Genomic DNA, 18420 nt, shown 5'->3' with positions numbered 1-18420 from the left:
GTCAGGTAACTTAAGCCAGCGCTTGAATGCGATCCGGACGGAAACCCGACCAGTGATCCTCACCGACGACGACGACAGGAAGCTGGCGATAGCCGAGAGCTTCGACTTCTTCTTGGGCACCGGATTCGGCAGTAATATCGATAACGGTGTAATCAAGCCCCTGCTTGTCGAGCGCGCGGTAAGTTGCGGTGCACTGAACACAAGCCGGCTTGCTATAAATTTGAATTTCCATGGATGATCCCCTTTTCATAGCGGCATTTTTCGGGTAGAGCACATCTAGTGCCCGCCCCCTCTAGAAGATACAACGCATACTATATATAGACCAATGGAAAATCAATTCAAGCATATGTGGTATTTTTCATCCACAGGATATTGACAGCTAATGCCCAATACTGTCCCAGACAAAAAAAACCGCCCACTAAAAAGTGGGCGGTTTTTTCACAGCGCCGCAAAGCGGCGCGGCTAGCGGATCATAGCAATATTAGCTAATCGCAGCTTGGTAACGACGTTCAACGTCTTCCCAGTTCACCACGTTAAAGAACGCAGCAATGTAGTCCGGACGCTTATTTTGATACTTCAGGTAGTAGGCATGTTCCCAAACATCCAGACCTAACAGCGGCGTGTTGCCGTGCATCAACGGGCTGTCTTGGTTCAGGGTATTCTCTACCACTAGTTTCTTTTCAGGGGTAATGGAGAGCCAGGCCCAACCACTACCGAAACGACCAACGGCCGCTTTTTTGAACTCTTCTTTAAAGGCTTCCTGACCGCCCAGCTCAGCATCAATCGCTTTGGCAACATCGCCCTGGGGGTTGCCACCGCCGTTAGGCGACATCATCTGCCAAAACATGGAGTGATTGGCATGACCGCCACCGTTGTTGATAACGGCTTGACGCTTGGCTTCCGGAACGCGATCCAGATTAGCGACCAGCTCTTCGACAGGTACATCTTCAAGACCTGTGCCTTCCAGCGCGGCGTTCAGGTTGTTGATGTAGGTCTGATGGTGACGAGAGTGGTGAATTTCCATCGTCATCGCATCAATGTTTGGTTCGAGAGCGTCATATGCGTACGGCAATTCGGGTAGTGTATGTGCCATATCATCATCTCCTTGAGTGGCTTTCGTTGCTTTCAATTACCTATGTGCGGTCAGCCCGCAGCTTTTTCAACCACCGGGGTGGTATTTCTTACCTTTTGCCCCAGTACTTTAGTCAACTATTGCCAGTTTACCTAATACACCGGCCAAAAAAAAAGCCGACTTCTGGCGAAGTCGGCCCACCGCTATTTACTCACGTATTGCTTACAGCTTGCTCTCAAGCTCCGGCAGGATCTCGAACAGATCCCCCACCAGGCCGTAATCTGCCACCTGGAAAATCGGTGCTTCGTCGTCTTTATTGATCGCGACGATCACCTTGGAGTCCTTCATGCCCGCCAGGTGCTGGATGGCACCGGAAATGCCCACGGCGATATACAGATCCGGGGCGACGATCTTGCCAGTCTGACCGACCTGCATATCGTTAGGTACAAAGCCTGCGTCAACCGCGGCACGGGAAGCACCGATGGCGGCACCGAGCTTGTCGGCAATGCCGTCGAGCAGCTTGAAGTTTTCGCCGTTGCCCATGCCGCGGCCGCCGGAGATCACCACCTTGGCGCCGCCCAGTTCAGGACGATCCGACTGCGCCAGCTCTTCTTTGACAAAGCTGGACTGACTGTTGTCCACCACCACATCGACGGTTTCAATCGTCGCGCTGCCGCTGGTGCCGACCGCATCAAAGCCGGTGGAGCGCACGGTGATCACTTTCAGCGCGTCGTCGCTTTTAACGGTGGCAATGGCATTACCGGCGTAGATCGGGCGCTTAAAGGTATCGGCGCTGTCCACGGCGATAACGTCCGACAGCTGGCTGACGTCTTTTAGCGCCGCTAAACGCGGCAGTACGTTTTTGCCGGTGGTGGAGGCGCTGGCCAGCACGTGGGTGTAATCACCCGCCAGTTCGACCAGCAGCGCGCCCATGGGCTCGGCCAGCTGGTGGGCGTAAACGGCGTTATCGGCGACGCGGACTTTGCTCACGCCGTCGAGTTTGGCGGCGGCCTCGGCAGCGGCTTGAACGCCTTCCCCGGCCACCAGGATATCGATATCGCCACCGATGGCTTGGGCGGCCGCCACCACGTGGGCGGTGGCGCCGGCCAGTTGGCCTTCGTGTAGGTCGGCAAGTACCAAAATGCTCATAAAATCAGCTCCTTTCAAAGCGCATGCGTAAAGTACGGGGGGTAATTAACCGACCTTAAAGAACTTTGGCTTCGTTTTTGAGTTTGTCGATCAGCTCGTCTACCGAGGCGACTTTAACGCCCCCCTTGCGCTCGGCGGGCGACTCTACTTTGAGCAGACTGACCTTGGAGGCAACCTCGACGCCGTAGTCGGCGGGGGTTTTGACATCCAGCGGCTTTTTCTTGGCCTTCATGATGTCGGGGAGCTTGGCGTAGCGCGGCTCATTCAAACGCAGGTCGGTGGTGACAATCGCCGGCAGCGTGAGGGCAATGGTTTGCAGGCCGCCGTCGATTTCACGGGTGACATGAACCTTGTCGCCGTCGACCGCCACTTCCGAGGCGAAGGTACCTTGCGGAAGCCCCGTCAGTGCGGCGAGCATTTGGCCGGTCTGGTTGTTGTCGGTGTCAATGGCCTGCTTGCCCAGCACCACTAATCCCGGCTGCTCCTCTTCGACCACTTTGGCCAACAGCTTGGCCACCGCCAGGGATTCGGCGCGCTCGTCGGTTTCGATATGGATGGCGCGGTCTGCCCCCAGGGCCAGCGCGGTACGCAGCTGCTCTTGGGCGGCCTTGGGGCCTACCGTGACGGCGACCACTTCCGTCGCCACGCCCTTCTCTTTCAGGCGCACCGCCTCTTCCACGGCAATTTCGCAGAAGGGGTTCATGGCCATTTTGACGTTGGTGAGATCGACGTCCGAATGATCCGCCTTAACGCGGATTTTGACGTTGTAGTCGATGACGCGTTTCACCGCGACGAGTACTTTCATAGGTTCCTCGCTTGGCTTGTGTAAAGCCGTTACCCTGAGACGGCACCCGCCCAGCGGATACCCCTTTTTAAGACGTGTGATGCATTGAAAACTTACCGGCAATCGCTCAAAAGCGATCGCCTGCCCCAATACAGGCGCTGCCAACGATAACGGCGGCGCTTTTAAATTCAATATACAAATTCAATCGAGCGTTTGATAGGTGCGCAATTGAAAAACCTTATCAATTTGCCATAGCCTGCCATAAAGCGACAATAGCTAATGCTTAATCGTCCACTACGGCCTTAGTCGTAGCACTGAACGCTGGTAAGCAAAGCATACAGCCAATAAATACCCCTTTCACCATCGTAGGCGTGACCTGACACAGGTATTATGCCTATCATGGGGCATAACCAGAAGCAAACGACCGTTTTAAATTAAGATCACTTTTTATAAGCTAGTTTCCTAGCCCGAACTTTGGGTTAGCTTTGAGTTAGCTTTGTAAAAGTTGACACTTAAAAAGAGTAAGGAGAAACCGGGTGGAAACTGTTGAACGCGATGTAATGGACTTTGATGTCGTCATTGTCGGTGCGGGCCCATCCGGGCTTTCCGCAGCATGCCGACTGATGCAGCAAGCCAATGAGGGTGAGCAAGAACTCACGGTGTGTGTCGTTGAGAAAGGTTCAGAGGTTGGCGCGCACATTTTATCCGGCGCGGTGTTTGAACCCCGTGCACTGGCGGAGCTATTTCCTGACTGGAAGGAGCGCGGCGCACCGCTCAATACGCCGGCGATTCGCGACGACGTCTTCTTGCTCAAAGATGCCGAAAAAGCGCAGAAAGTGCCTAACGCCTTGGTACCTAAAAGCATGCACAACACCGGGGGCGACCTTACCCGCTATGTGATCAGTGCTGGCAACCTGTGCCGCTGGCTGGCCGAACAGGCAGAGAGCCTCGGGGTAGAAATCTTCCCGGGTTTTGCTGCCCAAGAGGTCATTATTGAAGATGGTGCCGTGCGCGGCATTCTGATTGGCGATATGGGCGTCGCCGCCGATGGCACCCCCAAGGATAGCCATATGCCGGGCATGGAGCTGCGCGCCAAGTACACGCTGTTTGCCGAAGGCGCGCGGGGGCATTTGGGCAAGCGGTTGATCAAAGACTTCTCATTGGATGCAGGTCGCGACCCGCAACACTACGGTATCGGCCTTAAAGAGCTGTGGGATGTGCCTGCCGACAAACATGAACCTGGGCTCGTGTTGCATGGCTCTGGCTGGCCATTAGATAAAAACGCCCACGGCGGCTGGTTCCTCTACCATGCGGAAAACCAGCAGGTCGTTGTGGGGTTGATTATGGATCTTGGCTACCAGAATCCATGGCTTTCGCCCTTCGACGAGTTTCAGCGCATGAAGCATCACCCGGTCATTAGCCAGTACCTCGAAGATGGTAAGCGTGTAGCTTACGGCGCACGGGCAATTACCAAAGGTGGCTTTAACAGCCTACCTAAAATGACCTTCCCAGGTGGACTATTGATTGGTTGTGATGCAGGCACCCTCAATTTCTCCAAGATCAAAGGGCTGCATACTGCCATGAAGTCTGGCTTGGTTGCCGCGGAGAGCGTATTTGAGGCAATCAAAGGGGGCGATGAGGGCGCACAGGAGCTAACGAGCTTCACCCAGAAATGGGAAGCCAGCTGGGCCTATCAAGAACTTAAAGAGAGCGCCAGTTTCGGGCCTGCGATCCATAAATATGGCACCGTCGGCGGCGGAGCGTATAACTTTGCTCATCAGTTGCTGGGCAACAAGTTGCCAAATGTCCATGACACGGCCACCGACCATGGAGCTCTCAAGCCTGCAGCCGAGTTTGAAAAGATTAACTACCCCAAACCGGACGGCAAACTCTCTTTCGACAAGCCAACCTCGGTGTTTCTGTCGAATACCAACCATGAAGAGGATCAGCCGTGTCATTTGCGCCTGGACGATCCTGAGTTGCCGATCCGCGAAAACCTGCCCAAATACGCAGAGCCGGCGCAGCGCTACTGCCCGGCTGGGGTTTATGAAGTGGTGGAAGATAGCGCAGGTCAGCCACGCTTTCAGATCAACTTCCAAAACTGCGTGCACTGCAAAACTTGTGATATCAAAGACCCAGCGCAAAACATTACCTGGGTGGCCCCAGAGGGCGGTGGTGGCCCAAACTACCCGAATATGTAAGTAGCTGGCTCACTGCTTGCCCTGTATTGGCTGCAAAAGGGTAAGCAGTGCTTCATTATCCCTTACTTCTTTTCCAGACAGCTTTCCTCTGCTGATAACGGTCTGTAGCTATAAAAACCGTGGAAATGGTGGCTGTAGGGGCTGAGAATGAAGCGTTCCTGCTCATGGGAGGCGACCCCCTTCGCAAACACCTGGAGACTGAGATGCTGACCCAGCTCAATGACTGATGAAGATAACTGCTGGTCATGACGTGTCCCTGATAAACGCTTAACTAGGCAAGAGCTGACTTTTAAAGCGTCTACTGGTAACACGTTTAAATCGGATAAAGATGAATACCCGGTGCCAAAATCGTCAACCACAATCCTGACACCCAGTTTTTTGATCTCTGCAAAAATACTCGCCGTACGGTTAACATCCTGCAGCAGCATGCTCTCGGTAATCTCCAACTCAAGCAGCCTCGGGTTCATACCGGTTGTCGCTAGCGCGTCGCTGACACTCTCAACAAAGCCATTGTCATAAAATTGGCGTGCGGAGATATTGACGGCCATGGTTAAAGCAGGAAAACCTTCATGCTGCCAAAGCATGTTTTGTCTACAGGCATTTTCGAGCACCCATTGACCGATAGGCATAACCAAACCACTCTCTTCAGCGAGGGGCATAAATTGCGCGGGCTCAAGCAGGCCCAGTGTTGGATGCTGCCAACGCAGCAGCGCCTCCATACCAAGCGTATTGCCACCTTCGATGTCATACTTTGACCGAAAGAGCAGCCTGAACTCCTGACCTTCAAGCGCCCGGTGCAAGCCAGACTCCAGCGTTAAGCGCACATCCATCTCCGCACTTAATTCGTCGGTATAGTACTGAACATTGTTTTTGCCCAGTTGCTTCGCCTGATACATGGCCATATCAGCACTTTTCATTAATGTTTGCTCATCAAGCCCGTCAAACGGATACAGCGAAACACCAATACTGACCGAGACATGACACTCCTGGCCCGCGAGCATAAAAGGGTCTCTAACAGCGGATAGAATTTTTTGGGCTATTGGCTCAATCTGATCTCGGCGGCTGGCCCTGCTCAAAATAATGACAAATTCGTCCCCCCCTAACCGAGCGACAAAATCGCTTTCTCGCACCGAGGCGGTCAGCCGTCTTGCCGCCTCTTGCAGCAGGTGGTCTCCGGCATCATGCCCTAAGGTGTCATTAATTAACTTAAAGCGGTCAAGATCCAGGAAAAGGAGCGCAAAGGATTCATCATGGCGGGTGCCAAGCTTCACAGACTGGGTAAGCCAGTGGCTCAAAAAAGCTCGATTAGGCAAATCGGTTAGCGTGTCATGGAAAGCCAAGTGCTCAACCTGCTGGGCGTGCAATACACGCTCTTCCATTACCCGCTGCTGCGCCCGCTGAAGCTGCCAGCTTAGACGGGCGAGCATAGCCAGAATGATCAGCAGCAAGCCGCTTGTCCAAGCAGCCCGCTGCCAGTATTTTCGCGCCAGCTGTTGAGCCGCGGCCAACTGCTCCTGCGCAGACAACCCGACGACGATAGATAATGGGAAATCATACAGCTGGCGAACCAGCGTGTAGCGCTCGACACCTTGCCAATGGGTCAGAAAGGGGGCACTTACAGCATCCAGCGTGCTACTTTTCCAAGCCGCTATATCCATCAGCTCACCGGAGTAGGTAGCCTCTCCACTGCGCCTGACAAGTACCTCGCCACCCGTACCAACAAGTGCCAGCATCCCCTGCTGGCCCAACGAACCCACTTCATAACTGCTCACAAAGTAATTCGCATCAATAGCGATAACCACCCACCCCGTGCCTGCCTCTTCCTCAGATGTTGTCTGGGACATTAACGGCCGAGCAAAAGTCAGCTGTTTTGCTTGATAAGCATCCGTCTCCCAAACGGCCAAGTAGTCATCGCCCAGCACTGCTTGCGAAGGAGGCGTTAGGCGCTGCCCAAGCCGTCCTGAATCAGTCGTTTCAACAATCCTGCCCTGTGCATCAACAATACTGATGGTGAATAGCAGAGCAGGCGGCAGTAACCGCTGCTCATTCAAAACACCAAGCACGTTAGCGTAATCACTACTATTGGCGGTAAAACGAACTAATTTCAGTGCCGTATCGATTTCCCGCAAGGCTCTGACAACACGCGCTTCATAAGTGTCGGTTATTTCACTCACAGACAGCTCAGCCTGGCGCTCAATGACCATACTCTCTTTATTGACTAAAAAATAAGTACTGCCCCATATAACCAGCAGCATCATAAAGGCCACTATACCGAATAGTACAAATGGCTCGACAAGATGATGTGACCATCGATTAATCAAGATTCGGGATGGACTGCCCTGCTCTGGGTCTGTTTGATCATTGAGGCTACTCAATTGTCACCACTCGCAAACGCTCATCAAGAAAAGAAGAGTCTATATAGCCTAGGGATTTTGCATCGCTGACTAGCCGCTCTACCACTGCACGACTGTTCGTAAGCGCTTGGGGCGGCTGCCCTCGTCCGGTGAATATCTGCCTGGCCCAGTGCGCCTTGATCTGCGCGGGGGTTTGCCCTGTGTAGAGAGTGTAAAACTCACTTCTCGCTGCCGTACCTTCAGTAAGATCCAAGGGCACGACTTCAACTCCATTGACTATTAGCGTGCGGCGCCCTAAGTAAACATCTCTTAAATCGCTAAAGGTAAGACGAGTAACAGGTGCTTCAACTGATACAACCACCAATACCTCAGCTGAAGCTGGGTGGTAAAACAGGCTCAGTCCGGATGCCAATAACAAGCTGATCGCAGACGAAATGAGGCGTTTAAACATTGCCACTCTCCTTAAAACACAAAGTCGAGCGCAAGGCTAAACAAGTTAATACGTTCACCTGGGGTAAACTCGGGCTGTTGATTAATCAGCCCCCCGGATGACCCTGAACGCATATCGATGTGATCATACTGGGCCGTTAGGGCCATACCCGGCCTGAAATCCCAGCGAGTTCCCACCGTTATGCTCTCCTGCTGCATTCCGCTGGATATTAGCTCATTCAACATACCATTAAGTAATTGCGCGCCTTCTGCAAAGGGCGCTGGATAAAGGGCAGCATTCAATCCCGGCTCTGAGGTATTACTGGTGACTTTTGCTCGCGCAACCCCCACATACGGTGTCCACTCGGCGATCCGATAACCGAGCGTTATGTAAGCGCCTTCACTCTCCCCTAACAGAGATGGCGACGAAGAGCGTGCCCATTCGCCCATCACAAACCATGAGCCGGGGTCATAACCCAACCCTAAGCTCAGTAGGCTCGTACGCTTACCATCCACTTCATAGCGGCTAGCAAGCTCTTCACCGGGTAGACCAAAGAGGCGATAAACGTCGAAGAATTGTGAGAGTTCATCTGCGCTTACTTTAAGTTCGCCATAGCTGGCAAACAGGGTGACATCCCCCCAATGAGTACGGTGAGAAACGCCCCATGAATCGCTGGCGTCGATACTGCCCGTTGAGTAATCAACGCTGCCCCCACCAAAATTCATCTGCAATTCATTGGTAGTCTCCCCTAATGGGTATCGATAGCGCATATCAACACCATCGAAATTGGCCACGGGCATTAAACGGTAAACTTCTTGTGGGGGCCTAATCCATGGGGTGGCGTAATTAACTTTACGGTGCTCAGAGGCCATAAAAGAGCTTTGCACCATTCGCCCTACGCGCAAGCTAAGATCAGGGGTAAGGTCATATTGAACATTCGCCCACTCAATCTCAGGTGCGAATGAACCATCGTATCGCTTCTCGCTGACCACCTGAACAACCGAGGAAAGTTGTGGCGTCACACGCAGCGTAGCTTGGAGCCCTAGGCGGCTATCAACTTCAGCGCTCCAGTCATCACTATACCCTGCACCTTCTGAAGCAAAGGGGTCAGCAACGAAGTCAGCGTTTCGCTCATCAGAATGAACAACGCCCAGCGTGCCGAAACCATTAAATTCCAGATTAGGCAGACCGCTGTCGGCAAGCAAGGCGCCGCTTTGGGTGACGATCAAAATGGCGCAGAGCCAGGTGGCTTGCCTTACCATGCCCGTTCCCTATTTGATTAGTTATATGCTATGAGCTGTGGAGTATTCGCTCGGTAGGAGTGAGGGTATTAAATCGGCAGGGCCATGCTAAGTCAAACAACCCTAAAGCTTAATTCGACGGCAAATGTGAAAGAGTGTGTCTTAGCGTTGAATCAACGACTTATCCCGCAAGCGTTGAGCCATTTTCCAGCAACTCAATGGGTGCCCGGCGGGCAATAAGCCGCCTTCGCCCGGCCTGGTCAAAGCGCACATCAATCACTGGATCACTGATACTGCCTTCTACGGCGGCCACTTCACCCTCGCCAAATACCGCATGAAGAAGGCGCTGACCGGGGTAAAAATGGGCATCTCCCGAATAGCCTACTTTGGCCTCTTCAACCTGCGCCGGTGCTAGCGCAATATCGTCGCGCCCCAGCCGGGTTAGATAGCGCTTTACCAACGCCACCGATGTGACTTGCAGCGAAGCCGCTGGAGGGCTGGCACTGGCTAGGCAGGAGGCTACCCGCATACTGTCCTGCCAGGCGCTTTCGGCAATAAAGCGACTAGGCCGATGCACGCCGCCATCATGGAGCACTAAAAGCTGCTCCTGGGCACGGGTAATGGCGACGTAGAAGAGCCTACGCTCCTCCTCCAGACGGTCATCACTGAGTGGATTGTCGCGGCTATAGTGGGGAAAGTCCTCTTCGTTAACCCCAGCCACCGCCACCATTGGCCACTCAAGGCCTTTGGCGCCGTGAACGGTACTGATCAGGACACCGCCTGCCTGGTTCTCTACCGGTCGCTCAAGCAGTTCGATAAAAGCATCCGGATCCTGCACGCTTTGCGCCTGCTCGATCAACACATCGAGCAAGCGTACGTCTTCTTCGCCTTTATCCCGCCGTGCAGCGGCTCTTTTAAGCGTTTTTTCAGCATCAATACTTTCAACTACGTGGCGTAAAAGCTTGGCGGGCGGCCAAGCACTTAGCTGGGGCAGCTCACAAAGCAGCAGCCAGCGTTTTTTTAGCGTACGCCGCTGTATGGGCTTTAACGCCGTTAACAGGGGGTCATGGCGTTCGGGCCACTGCTGGGTAGCAGCCAACTGATAGGCAAGTCGCTGCAGATGCTCACGGGCAACGAAGGGGGTGGGTTGTGCAAGCAGCAGTAACAGCTGCTGCGGGTCGCGCAGCAGATCAGGACGACGCGACAGCTTTAAATACCCCGCCAGGGCCTGCACCAGCGGTAGACGAAAAACAAAACGATCCTCACGCTGAAGCCGAAAAGGAATCCCAGCTTGTAACAGCGCCAGTTGAAACGGCACTGATAGCGCCCAACTGCGCACCAGCAAACTGGCCTCGTTAAACGCTCGCCCCTGGGCCTGCCAATCCACTAACGCATCAAGCAGCAAACGACTCCCCTGCCCCACCGAGACACGCGTCTCCGGGTTATTGACGGCGGCAAGGCACAGCTGGTTGGGACGGCGCTGATTCGCCGCAATAGCATGATTAGCCGCCAGCGCCAGGGCATGGCCATGCCGAAACGTCGTCGACAGCGGGTAGTCAGTGGCTTCGCCAAAGGTAGCAGTGAAATTTTCCAGCATGTTGTCGGGTTTGGCACCACGCCACTCATAAATACACTGGTTGGCATCACCCACTGCCATCACCTCGGCACGACTGCCTACCAACACAGATAGCAGGCGCTGCTGAGCAGCGTTGATATCCTGATACTCATCAATAATCACATGATCGAGAAACCCTTCCACACGGCTTCGCAGGGCACTATCTCCCTCTAACACCAGCAGTGGACGATAGAGCAGATCGGCATAGGTCATAACGCCTTCCGCTGCTAATAGCCGCTCCGCCTCGGCAAACGCCGCTGGAAAGTAGTCGGTATCCGGGTCGAAATTTAGCCGCTCATAGAGTGCTTCGGGGGTGATCATTTCTGCTTTCACCAAGCCACAGAAATGGGCCAAGGTTTCCAGCCGATCCCCCTCCAGGGCAGCATCGCGGCGTTCGACAGCGTCCCGCAATACGTTCAGGCTCGCTTGACGAAGCAGCCTTTCCAACTGCCAATCGGCGGATAACAACTGCCGGGGCGGAAGGGCGCCCCAGCGGCACAGGCTTTGGGTCAAGCGGTGGCCCAGGGAGTGAAAAGTGCGCACATCCGGCAGTGCCTGCCCGGCAGGTGCCATGGAGGCTAACCGGCGCTGAAAATCATCCTTTGCTGAGCGGTTAAACATCAGCACCAGAATACGCTTTGGCGGAACCCCGTTAGCCAATAGATGCAGCACCCGCGCGGCCATGGTGGTGGTTTTGCCTGCACCAGCCACTGCCGCCACCCGCGCATGTCCAATCTGATGGCTGACCACAGCTTGCTGTTCAGCGGTTAACTTCACGGCGCCTCGCCAAGCAACTCATCATCAATCTGCCCCAGCACAAACCACTGCCCGGCACTCGTTACGCCAAGTTCACTCTGGCCATTGCCTATATCACGGGCTTTAGCCGTCTCAACCAGTTGGTAAAAGACATTACGGTGCAAGCGCGCAGCGAGCCCAAACCTCACCGGCAGTTGCGGCACAGTCTCGCCTTTTGGGGTTAAACTGAGAGAAAGCGGGTGCTCAGCATCTAAGCGCACAATGTCGTCAAACTGGGTGGTAAACCACCAGGCACCGTCACGAAAGTCAGCTTCTACCGCCACCAGCGGCAGGTCTTCGACCTCTATCCGCCAGCGCTCCACCGGCGTGACCAGGCAATACCCCTCGTCATCCAGGCGCAGCAGCGTGGCTAGGAGACGCGCCACCTTGGGTCTGGCAAACGGCTGCCCTTCGTGCCACCAGCTACCATCGGCGTGAATGACGATACTCATATCGCCAGAGAGCGCAGGCCGCCACTCATCGAGGGGAGGAATAGCCCCAGCGAACTCTTCCTCTCCGCCACCTTGCTGGAGCAATCGATCAATATTCATCTCGCCCACCTCGCTTGAGCGTATTCAAAGCGCATTGGGCGATAAAAGCCCAGCGTTTGCCAGCGCCTCTCTAACGTGTTCCGGAGCATCGGGCGCCGCGGCACGGAAGAGCTGATAAAAGTTGGCAGTCGTCTGCATGGCGACTTCATCGACAGTGATGCCCCGTTCCTGGGCAATGCACTCCGCCACTTGTACCACCCAGGCGGGCTCATTGGGCTTGCCGCGATAGGGAACAGGCGCCAGGTAAGGGCTGTCGGTCTCAATCAACAGACGATCAAGCGGCAGTTGACGGGCAAGTTCACGCAGCGATGCAGCATTGCGAAAGGTAATAATGCCCGACAGTGAGATATAAAAACCCAGCCGCACCGCCTCACGAGCCATCACCAAGTCTTCAGTAAAACAGTGTAATACACCGCCCACCCGTGAGTCGCTGTATTCACGTAGCAAGGCCAAAGTTTCCTGTTTGGCTTCGCGGGTATGAATAATCACCGGCAGCTCCAGCTCCCGTGCGGCGATTAAGTGACGCTTGAAACGCTCATGCTGTATCTCGACAGGCACACTGTCGCGGTAGTGGTAATCCAGGCCAGTCTCACCAATCGCCACCGCGCCATAGCGCTCAGCGGCCTCTTTTATATCCGCGACGCTGGGCTCATTGTCACTTTGGTGTAAGGGATGCAAGCCAGCCGAAATCGCTACATCGTTATGCTCCCGGGCAATGGCCGCCAGTTGGGGCATATCGTCTAACGTAACCGCCACAGCAAGAAACTGATTGACGTGGGCAGCACGAGCGGCGGCCAAGATGGCCGCAATGTCGCCCCCATGGGTCTGGTCGGATAAACGATCTAAGTGACAGTGTGAATCGACAAACATACGGCTCTCGACAATAAATGGGTTCTAGCAGACTGTTAAAAACAAGGGGGTCAAAACAGATAGGCCATAACGACTAGATCATAACCAGGCAGTTCAGAGCGTGAAGGACGGGGCCGCTTTATCCAATTGACCGGCAAGCAGCGCCTCAATGCGGTCACGCACAGAATAGTTCTGCTGGCTGAAGTGGAGACCAATGCCTGGCATTCGGCGGCCACTCACTCCCTCCGGCGACACCCACACCACCTGGCCGCTGATCGAAAGGCGTTCGCTTTCCCCTGGCAGTGTGAGCAGTAAAAAGACTTGCTGGCCAAGCGCATAGGGAGTCTGAGTAGGAACAAACATCCCCCCACGCTCCAAAAAAGGCATATAGGCAGAAAGCAGTGTCGGCACATCAGGAATGGTAAGAGAGAGCGCTTTCTGAGTTGCCATGACGACCTCGCTGAACTGTTTTGAACAGCCGTGGGAACAGGGTTAAATACCGCTATGAACGCAATAGCGCTGCCCAACGCACCAACCACGCCTCGAGTACTAGCTGAGGATTTGGGTTTGCCCCCACTGCCAATAAGCGCCGCTGTTCACGGGCATAATCAAGCAGACGAAACCAATCTTGAACACGACCATTTTTGACCGCTTGGCGATAAAGCGGCTCTAAATCGGGATTATGCAATACCTCTCCGTTACCGGATAAACCGAGACGAATCAGGTCTTCCAGCCAGGCAATACCGTACCATAAGATGGCATCTATCGCCTGGCGATCCAGGCGGGCCGCCTCTGAAACGGGCTCTGCACCCCGCACCAATTGCTCAAAACTGTCATGAATCTGATGGCGCAGGGCGCGTTCTTCTGGTGCGGCCAGCTCCACGGCCAGCAGCGGCAGTCCTCCCGCCACCTGCCACCAGAAGTAGGCTTCATCGGCGCTACCCAATTGCTCAATCAACCAGCCACGACACGCCTCAAAGTCGACGCTGGGCAGTGACCACTGCTGGCACCGAGAGCGGATCGTCGCTAGCATCCGCGAAGGGACATCGGAGAGCAGAATAAACAGCGTTTTATCACCGGGCTCTTCAAGGCTTTTGAGTAGCGCATTGGCGGCAGCAACGTTCATGGCCTCGGCGGGAGAGACCACAATCACCCGGTAGCCACCCTGCTGGGCAGTTTGCGAAACAAAACGGTTAACCTCGCGAATGGGGTCAATACGGATTTGGCGCTTCCCCTCTTCAGGCGAGACCCGCAGGAGATCCGGGTGATACCCCGATGCCAGCATCGCGCAGCTATGGCAGTGGCCACAGGCTTGATCCGCGGGTGAAGCGCATAGCGTTCGGGCAATTAACGCTTCCGCCAACTGCTGCTTACCCACGCCGTGGGCACCGTGAATAAGCAGCGCGTGGGGCATTCTGCCACTATCAGCCAGACGGGTTAAATGCTGCCAAGTGGCTTGATGCCACGGCATTACGCTGGTTAACGCCATGCTGCGATCCGATTGAGCAGGCTTTGACGTATTTGCATTTGCACCTCTTCGAGCGAGTGCTGGGCGTCAATCACGGCAAAGCGCTCGGGCGCTTCTGCCGCACGCGCCAAGTAAGCATCGCGCACCGCCTGGAAGAAGTCCCCCGGCTCCTGTTCAAAGCGATCCCGTTGCTCTTGCCGGTCAGTCAAACGCGACTCTAAGCGCTGTGTGGCAGCCTCTTTAGGCATATCCAGCAGCAGCGTCAAATCCGGTGAGACCCCCTGCTGAACAAAATTCTCCAGCACGGCAATTCGCTCCTTGGCGATGCCCCTTCCGCCGCCCTGATAGGCAAAAGTGGCATCGGTAAAACGATCACACACCACCCACGCCCCTCTGGCCAGGGCGGGCAAAATTTTCTCCGCCAAATGTTGGGCCCGCGCTGCGAACATTAGCAATAGTTCAGCATCCACGTGCAGCGGCTCTTGAGGAGCAGGATCCAGCAGTAAGGCGCGAATAGCTTCGCCACGAGCGGTGCCGCCCGGCTCTCGGGTACGCACCACTTCCAGGCCCTCAGCTTCCAGGCACTCAGCGACAAAGCCCACGTTGGTGGACTTGCCCACCCCTTCGCCGCCTTCCAGCGTAATGAAGCGTCCACGCTTACTCATCATGCTCCCTTACTGTGGTATTCTCGATCAATATTGGCTGATGGTTCACGGCGATTAACGGTTACGAATATAGCGGTTAACAGCGTTGTTGTGCTCCCGCAGCGTGCGCGAGAAGTGGTGCGTACCATCGCCGCGGGACACGAAATAGAGTGTTTCACCAGGCAATGGATTTACCGCCGCCTCTAGCGATTCGCGACCTGGCATGGCGATCGGCGTAGGCGGCATCCCGTCAATCACGTAGGTGTTATAGGCCGTAGCCTCGCGGATATCGGCACGGGTAATTCGCCCTTCATAACGCTCACCCATACCGTAAATAATCGTCGGGTCGGTTTGTAGGCGCATGCCCTGCTCCATCCGGCGTTTGAACACCCCGGCAATCTCGCGCCGTTCCTCGGGCGCGCCGGTTTCCCGTTCGATCAAGGAGGCCATAATCAGCGCTTCGTAGGGGGAGTCAATGGTAAGGTCGTCCGCGCGCTCTTCCCATACTTCTTCCAGAATGCGCTCCATCCGCTCCAATGATTGGCGCAGAATATCCACATCGCTCATCCCCAGATGATAGCGGTAGGTATCAGGAAAGAACCAACCCTCGGGAAAGGTGCCCTCTCGGTCGAGAAGCGTCATCACCTCTGCATCACTCAAGTCAGCGGTACGATGTTCGAGTTTCGGCGCGGCATTGAGCAACTCGCGCATCTGCCGAAAAGACCAACCCTCAGGAATGGTCAGCGAGTAGGTAACCACTTGATTGCTACCTAGCAGCGCCATCATTTCCAGTCCGCTCATATCCGGCAACAGCTGATACTCGCCTGTACGCAGCCGAGGCACACGTTCCGGCTCAACTCGCGCTAACAAACGAAACGCCCAGGCATCCTCAAGCACGCCCTGCTCTTCCAGTTGCGCCACTACCTGATTAAAGCCTGCACCAGAGGGCACTTGGTAAAGCATTGGCTCTTCAATTGAAAGCGGCGCCTCTAATCGGCTCTGCCAATAGAAATAACCGCCCGCTGCACTGGCAGCCCCAACCACTATCAATACCAATAAAGCGGTTAATAACCGTTTCACCATGACACCTCTAAGAAAATTGCTGAGCGATATCTAAACAGTGGCGTTTAAACAACGCCCAATAGCTGATGCGCCAAGCGCTGGAACGGATCAAACTGACTCAGCGACCAGCGCTGCAGCAACGAGCCACTCGCTGAAAGAAGCTTAGTGACTGGCCATACCCCCTGGACAGAGTTGGCCACCCATAGCCGTTCGACATCAGCGAGTTGATCAAGGGTCAACGCATCCTCAGCGACGGCCCCCTGCTCAAGCAACGCTGCGCGCAGCGTTCCAGCCACACCGCACTGGTCAAGCTGAGGCGTAAACACCTCCCCCGCCTGCTGCCAAAAAACGTTCATGCTGGTCGCTTCTACGACAAGACCTTCACTGTCGGCGAGCACCCCCTCGGCAATAGTGGCATCGCTCCACTCCCGGCGGGCCAGCACGTTCTCCAGACGATTTAAGTGCTTGATACCTGCCAAGCGAGGCTGACGGGCAAGCTGCAAATCACAAAGACGAACCGTTACACCATTCTGCCAGCGCTCAACCGAGGGCTGAAACGGCATGCGTCGGCTAAGCAGGCGTGGTACGACCTGATCCGGCGCAGCATAGCCTCGCCCGCCGCTGCCCCGGGTCAGTATCAGTTTTAGCACCTCCACTTCGGCGGTAGGGTCGCCTTGCCAAGTGGCGTCAAGCGCCTCCTGGCTAAGTAACGGTATTCCCAGCCGCTGACAGCCCTGCGCCAGGCGCGCCGTATGGTAGCGCCACAGCACAGGAGCACCATCACGCAACAGCACCGTCTCAAAAAGGCCATCACCATATGCCAGCCCACGATCATCAAACGGCACCGACTGATCATCAGATAACGCAGGCGGCAACATAGCCCACTACACCTTTTTAAACAGTAGCGAACCGTTAGTGCCACCAAAACCAAAGGAGTTCGAAAGCGCCATATCAATACGCATATCCCGCGCGGTATGCGGCACATAGTCCAGGTTGCAGCCTTCCTGCGGGTTATCCAGATTAATCGTGGGGGGCGCAATCTGGTCACGAATAGCCAGAATACTAAACACCGCCTCCACTGCGCCTGCGGCGCCCAGCAGGTGGCCAATCATCGACTTGGTCGAGCTCACTGCCACACTGTTTGCAGCATCACCCAGAACGTTCTCAATGGCGCGGCTTTCAGCCAGATCGCCTGCCGCGGTGGAGGTGCCATGAGCGTTGATATAATGAACCGCAGAGACATCAACCTGGGCATCTTTGATCGCATTGCGCATAGAGAGCGCAGCGCCACGCCCATCTTCCGGGGGCGAAGTCATATGATAGGCGTCATCGCTCATCCCAAAGCCCACCAGCTCGGCGTAAATATTTGCTCCCCGTGCCTTGGCATGCTCATACTCTTCAAGCACCAGCACCCCAGCACCGTCGGAGAGTACAAACCCATCGCGGTCAGTATCCCAGGGGCGGCTTGCCGCTTGGGGATCATCATTGCGGGTAGAGAGTGCGCGGGCAGCAGAGAAGCCACCCAGCCCTAGCGGCGTAGTGGCCATTTCGGCACCGCCACAGATCATCACGTCGGCATCGCCGTAGGCGATAGTGCGTGCACTGTAGCCAATATTATGGGTACCCGTGGTGCAGGCAGTCGTAATGGCAATGTTCGGGCCTCTAAAGCCGTGCTGAATCGCCATATTGCCTGAGATCATATTAATGATAGAGCCTGGTACAAAGAACGGCGAGACCTTGCGGGCACCGCCTTTGTTCAGCGCGTTGTGATTGTGCTCAATCATGGGTAAGCCACCAATGCCTGAGCCGATAGCTACACCGATACGATCGGCGTTTTCCTCGGTGCACTCAATACCGGAGTCTTCTACCGCCTGTGCGCCGGCTGCCATGCCGTACTGAATAAACAGATCCATCTTGCGGGCATCTTTTGGATTCAGATACGGGCTAATATCAAAATTTTTGACTGCCCCACCAAAGCGGGTGTTAAAACCGCTGGTGTCAAAATGCTCAATAGGTGTGATACCGCTTTTACCGGCCACAATGTTGGCCCACGACTCATCAACGCTATTACCCACTGGGGTCACCAGGCCTAACCCAGTTACCACTACCCTTTTCCGTGCCATCAGCTTTCCTCCAGGCATCCATGGTGACGCGACCCACTTGGGTCATTTGCTGCTTAAATTTGGTCAACAGTATAACGGAGAT

The 18420-nt window shown here is 55.1% G+C and carries 17 protein-coding genes; 1 reads left to right on the top strand and 16 read right to left on the bottom strand.

Going from position 1 to position 18420, the window contains the following annotated elements:
- Positions 1 to 10 precede the first annotated feature (10 nt).
- From nrdH to OM794_RS08690, 4 genes are all read right to left on the bottom strand, one after another.
- Positions 11 to 232, bottom strand: coding sequence for a glutaredoxin-like protein NrdH (gene nrdH, locus OM794_RS08705; protein ID WP_008956787.1), 222 nt, complete (start codon positions 230 to 232; stop codon positions 11 to 13).
- 249 nt (positions 233 to 481) lie between these two features.
- Positions 482 to 1093: a superoxide dismutase gene (locus tag OM794_RS08700; RefSeq protein ID WP_226249609.1), complete on the bottom strand. Its 612-nt coding sequence runs from the start codon at positions 1091 to 1093 to the stop codon at positions 482 to 484.
- A gap of 201 nt (positions 1094 to 1294) precedes the next feature.
- Positions 1295 to 2221 (bottom strand): electron transfer flavoprotein subunit alpha/FixB family protein, encoded by a 927-nt coding sequence (locus OM794_RS08695; RefSeq protein WP_265154500.1) that lies wholly within the window; start codon positions 2219 to 2221, stop codon positions 1295 to 1297.
- A gap of 55 nt (positions 2222 to 2276) precedes the next feature.
- A complete protein-coding gene (locus OM794_RS08690) occupies positions 2277 to 3026 on the bottom strand; it encodes an electron transfer flavoprotein subunit beta/FixA family protein (RefSeq protein ID WP_039858181.1) in 750 nt (249 codons plus the stop codon).
- A gap of 515 nt (positions 3027 to 3541) precedes the next feature.
- On the opposite strand from OM794_RS08690, the gene OM794_RS08685 reads away from it, so the two are divergent.
- Positions 3542 to 5206: an electron transfer flavoprotein-ubiquinone oxidoreductase gene (locus OM794_RS08685; RefSeq protein WP_226249828.1), complete on the top strand. Its 1665-nt coding sequence runs from the start codon at positions 3542 to 3544 to the stop codon at positions 5204 to 5206.
- 62 nt (positions 5207 to 5268) lie between these two features.
- Here the strand turns inward: OM794_RS08685 and OM794_RS08680 are convergent, their stop codons facing one another.
- From OM794_RS08680 to fabF, 12 genes are all read right to left on the bottom strand, one after another.
- Positions 5269 to 7464 carry a putative bifunctional diguanylate cyclase/phosphodiesterase gene (locus OM794_RS08680; RefSeq protein ID WP_226249827.1) on the bottom strand — a complete coding sequence of 732 codons (2196 nt, stop codon included), beginning with the start codon at positions 7462 to 7464 and terminating at the stop codon, positions 5269 to 5271.
- A gap of 109 nt (positions 7465 to 7573) precedes the next feature.
- Positions 7574 to 8011: a phosphate ABC transporter substrate-binding protein gene (locus OM794_RS08675; RefSeq protein WP_226249826.1), complete on the bottom strand. Its 438-nt coding sequence runs from the start codon at positions 8009 to 8011 to the stop codon at positions 7574 to 7576.
- 11 nt (positions 8012 to 8022) lie between these two features.
- Positions 8023 to 9252 carry a porin gene (locus OM794_RS08670; protein ID WP_226249825.1) on the bottom strand — a complete coding sequence of 410 codons (1230 nt, stop codon included), beginning with the start codon at positions 9250 to 9252 and terminating at the stop codon, positions 8023 to 8025.
- A 160-nt stretch (positions 9253 to 9412) separates the two neighbouring features.
- Positions 9413 to 11623: an ATP-dependent helicase gene (locus OM794_RS08665; RefSeq protein WP_226249824.1), complete on the bottom strand. Its 2211-nt coding sequence runs from the start codon at positions 11621 to 11623 to the stop codon at positions 9413 to 9415.
- On the bottom strand, positions 11620 to 12192 hold the full coding sequence (locus OM794_RS08660; protein WP_226249823.1) for a DUF1285 domain-containing protein: 573 nt from the start codon (positions 12190 to 12192) through the stop codon (positions 11620 to 11622). Before OM794_RS08660 ends, OM794_RS08665 begins: the two co-directional genes overlap by 4 nt.
- 24 nt (positions 12193 to 12216) lie before the next feature.
- A complete protein-coding gene (locus OM794_RS08655) occupies positions 12217 to 13062 on the bottom strand; it encodes a TatD family hydrolase (RefSeq protein ID WP_226249822.1) in 846 nt (281 codons plus the stop codon).
- Positions 13063 to 13155: 93 nt separating this feature from the next.
- Complete coding sequence (locus OM794_RS08650; protein WP_226249821.1) at positions 13156 to 13491, bottom strand: PilZ domain-containing protein; 336 nt, start codon at positions 13489 to 13491, stop codon at positions 13156 to 13158.
- A gap of 52 nt (positions 13492 to 13543) precedes the next feature.
- On the bottom strand, positions 13544 to 14530 hold the full coding sequence (locus OM794_RS08645; protein WP_226249820.1) for a DNA polymerase III subunit delta': 987 nt from the start codon (positions 14528 to 14530) through the stop codon (positions 13544 to 13546).
- On the bottom strand, positions 14521 to 15174 hold the full coding sequence (gene tmk / locus OM794_RS08640) for a dTMP kinase (RefSeq protein WP_226249819.1): 654 nt from the start codon (positions 15172 to 15174) through the stop codon (positions 14521 to 14523). The genes OM794_RS08645 and tmk overlap by 10 nt, the downstream gene beginning before the upstream one ends.
- 54 nt (positions 15175 to 15228) lie before the next feature.
- Positions 15229 to 16236: an endolytic transglycosylase MltG gene (gene mltG, locus OM794_RS08635; RefSeq protein WP_226249818.1), complete on the bottom strand. Its 1008-nt coding sequence runs from the start codon at positions 16234 to 16236 to the stop codon at positions 15229 to 15231.
- Between the two features lie 44 nt (positions 16237 to 16280).
- Positions 16281 to 17093 (bottom strand): aminodeoxychorismate lyase, encoded by an 813-nt coding sequence (gene pabC, locus OM794_RS08630; protein WP_226249817.1) that lies wholly within the window; start codon positions 17091 to 17093, stop codon positions 16281 to 16283.
- Between the two features lie 6 nt (positions 17094 to 17099).
- Entirely contained in the window at positions 17100 to 18338 is a 1239-nt protein-coding gene (gene fabF, locus OM794_RS08625; RefSeq protein ID WP_226249816.1) for a beta-ketoacyl-ACP synthase II, read from the bottom strand.
- Positions 18339 to 18420: the final 82 nt, after the last annotated feature.

The sequence above is a fragment of the Halomonas sp. BDJS001 genome, from assembly GCF_026104355.1.
In the GTDB taxonomy this organism is placed as follows: Bacteria; Pseudomonadota; Gammaproteobacteria; order Pseudomonadales; family Halomonadaceae; genus Vreelandella.
Note: the sequence above shows the minus strand (reverse complement) of the source record. Positions and strands in the feature narration are given on the sequence as shown.

Bases quoted from the DNA above. Each gene is read 5' to 3' on its own strand.
- OM794_RS08670 (WP_226249825.1), bottom strand. From the start codon at position 9,252: ATGGTAAGGCAAGCCACCTGGCTCTGCGCCATTTTGATCGTCACCCAA.
- nrdH (WP_008956787.1), bottom strand. From the start codon at position 232: ATGGAAATTCAAATTTATAGCAAGCCGGCTTGTGTTCAGTGCACCGCA.
- fabF (WP_226249816.1), bottom strand. From the start codon at position 18,338: ATGGCACGGAAAAGGGTAGTGGTAACTGGGTTAGGCCTGGTGACCCCA.
- pabC (WP_226249817.1), bottom strand. From the start codon at position 17,093: ATGTTGCCGCCTGCGTTATCTGATGATCAGTCGGTGCCGTTTGATGAT.
- OM794_RS08700 (WP_226249609.1), bottom strand. From the start codon at position 1,093: ATGGCACATACACTACCCGAATTGCCGTACGCATATGACGCTCTCGAA.
- OM794_RS08655 (WP_226249822.1), bottom strand. From the start codon at position 13,062: ATGTTTGTCGATTCACACTGTCACTTAGATCGTTTATCCGACCAGACC.
- OM794_RS08650 (WP_226249821.1), bottom strand. From the start codon at position 13,491: ATGGCAACTCAGAAAGCGCTCTCTCTTACCATTCCTGATGTGCCGACA.
- OM794_RS08675 (WP_226249826.1), bottom strand. From the start codon at position 8,011: ATGTTTAAACGCCTCATTTCGTCTGCGATCAGCTTGTTATTGGCATCC.
- tmk (WP_226249819.1), bottom strand. From the start codon at position 15,174: ATGAGTAAGCGTGGACGCTTCATTACGCTGGAAGGCGGCGAAGGGGTG.
- OM794_RS08645 (WP_226249820.1), bottom strand. From the start codon at position 14,530: ATGGCGTTAACCAGCGTAATGCCGTGGCATCAAGCCACTTGGCAGCAT.
- mltG (WP_226249818.1), bottom strand. From the start codon at position 16,236: ATGGTGAAACGGTTATTAACCGCTTTATTGGTATTGATAGTGGTTGGG.
- OM794_RS08660 (WP_226249823.1), bottom strand. From the start codon at position 12,192: ATGAATATTGATCGATTGCTCCAGCAAGGTGGCGGAGAGGAAGAGTTC.
- OM794_RS08695 (WP_265154500.1), bottom strand. From the start codon at position 2,221: ATGAGCATTTTGGTACTTGCCGACCTACACGAAGGCCAACTGGCCGGC.
- OM794_RS08690 (WP_039858181.1), bottom strand. From the start codon at position 3,026: ATGAAAGTACTCGTCGCGGTGAAACGCGTCATCGACTACAACGTCAAA.
- OM794_RS08680 (WP_226249827.1), bottom strand. From the start codon at position 7,464: ATGATGCTGCTGGTTATATGGGGCAGTACTTATTTTTTAGTCAATAAA.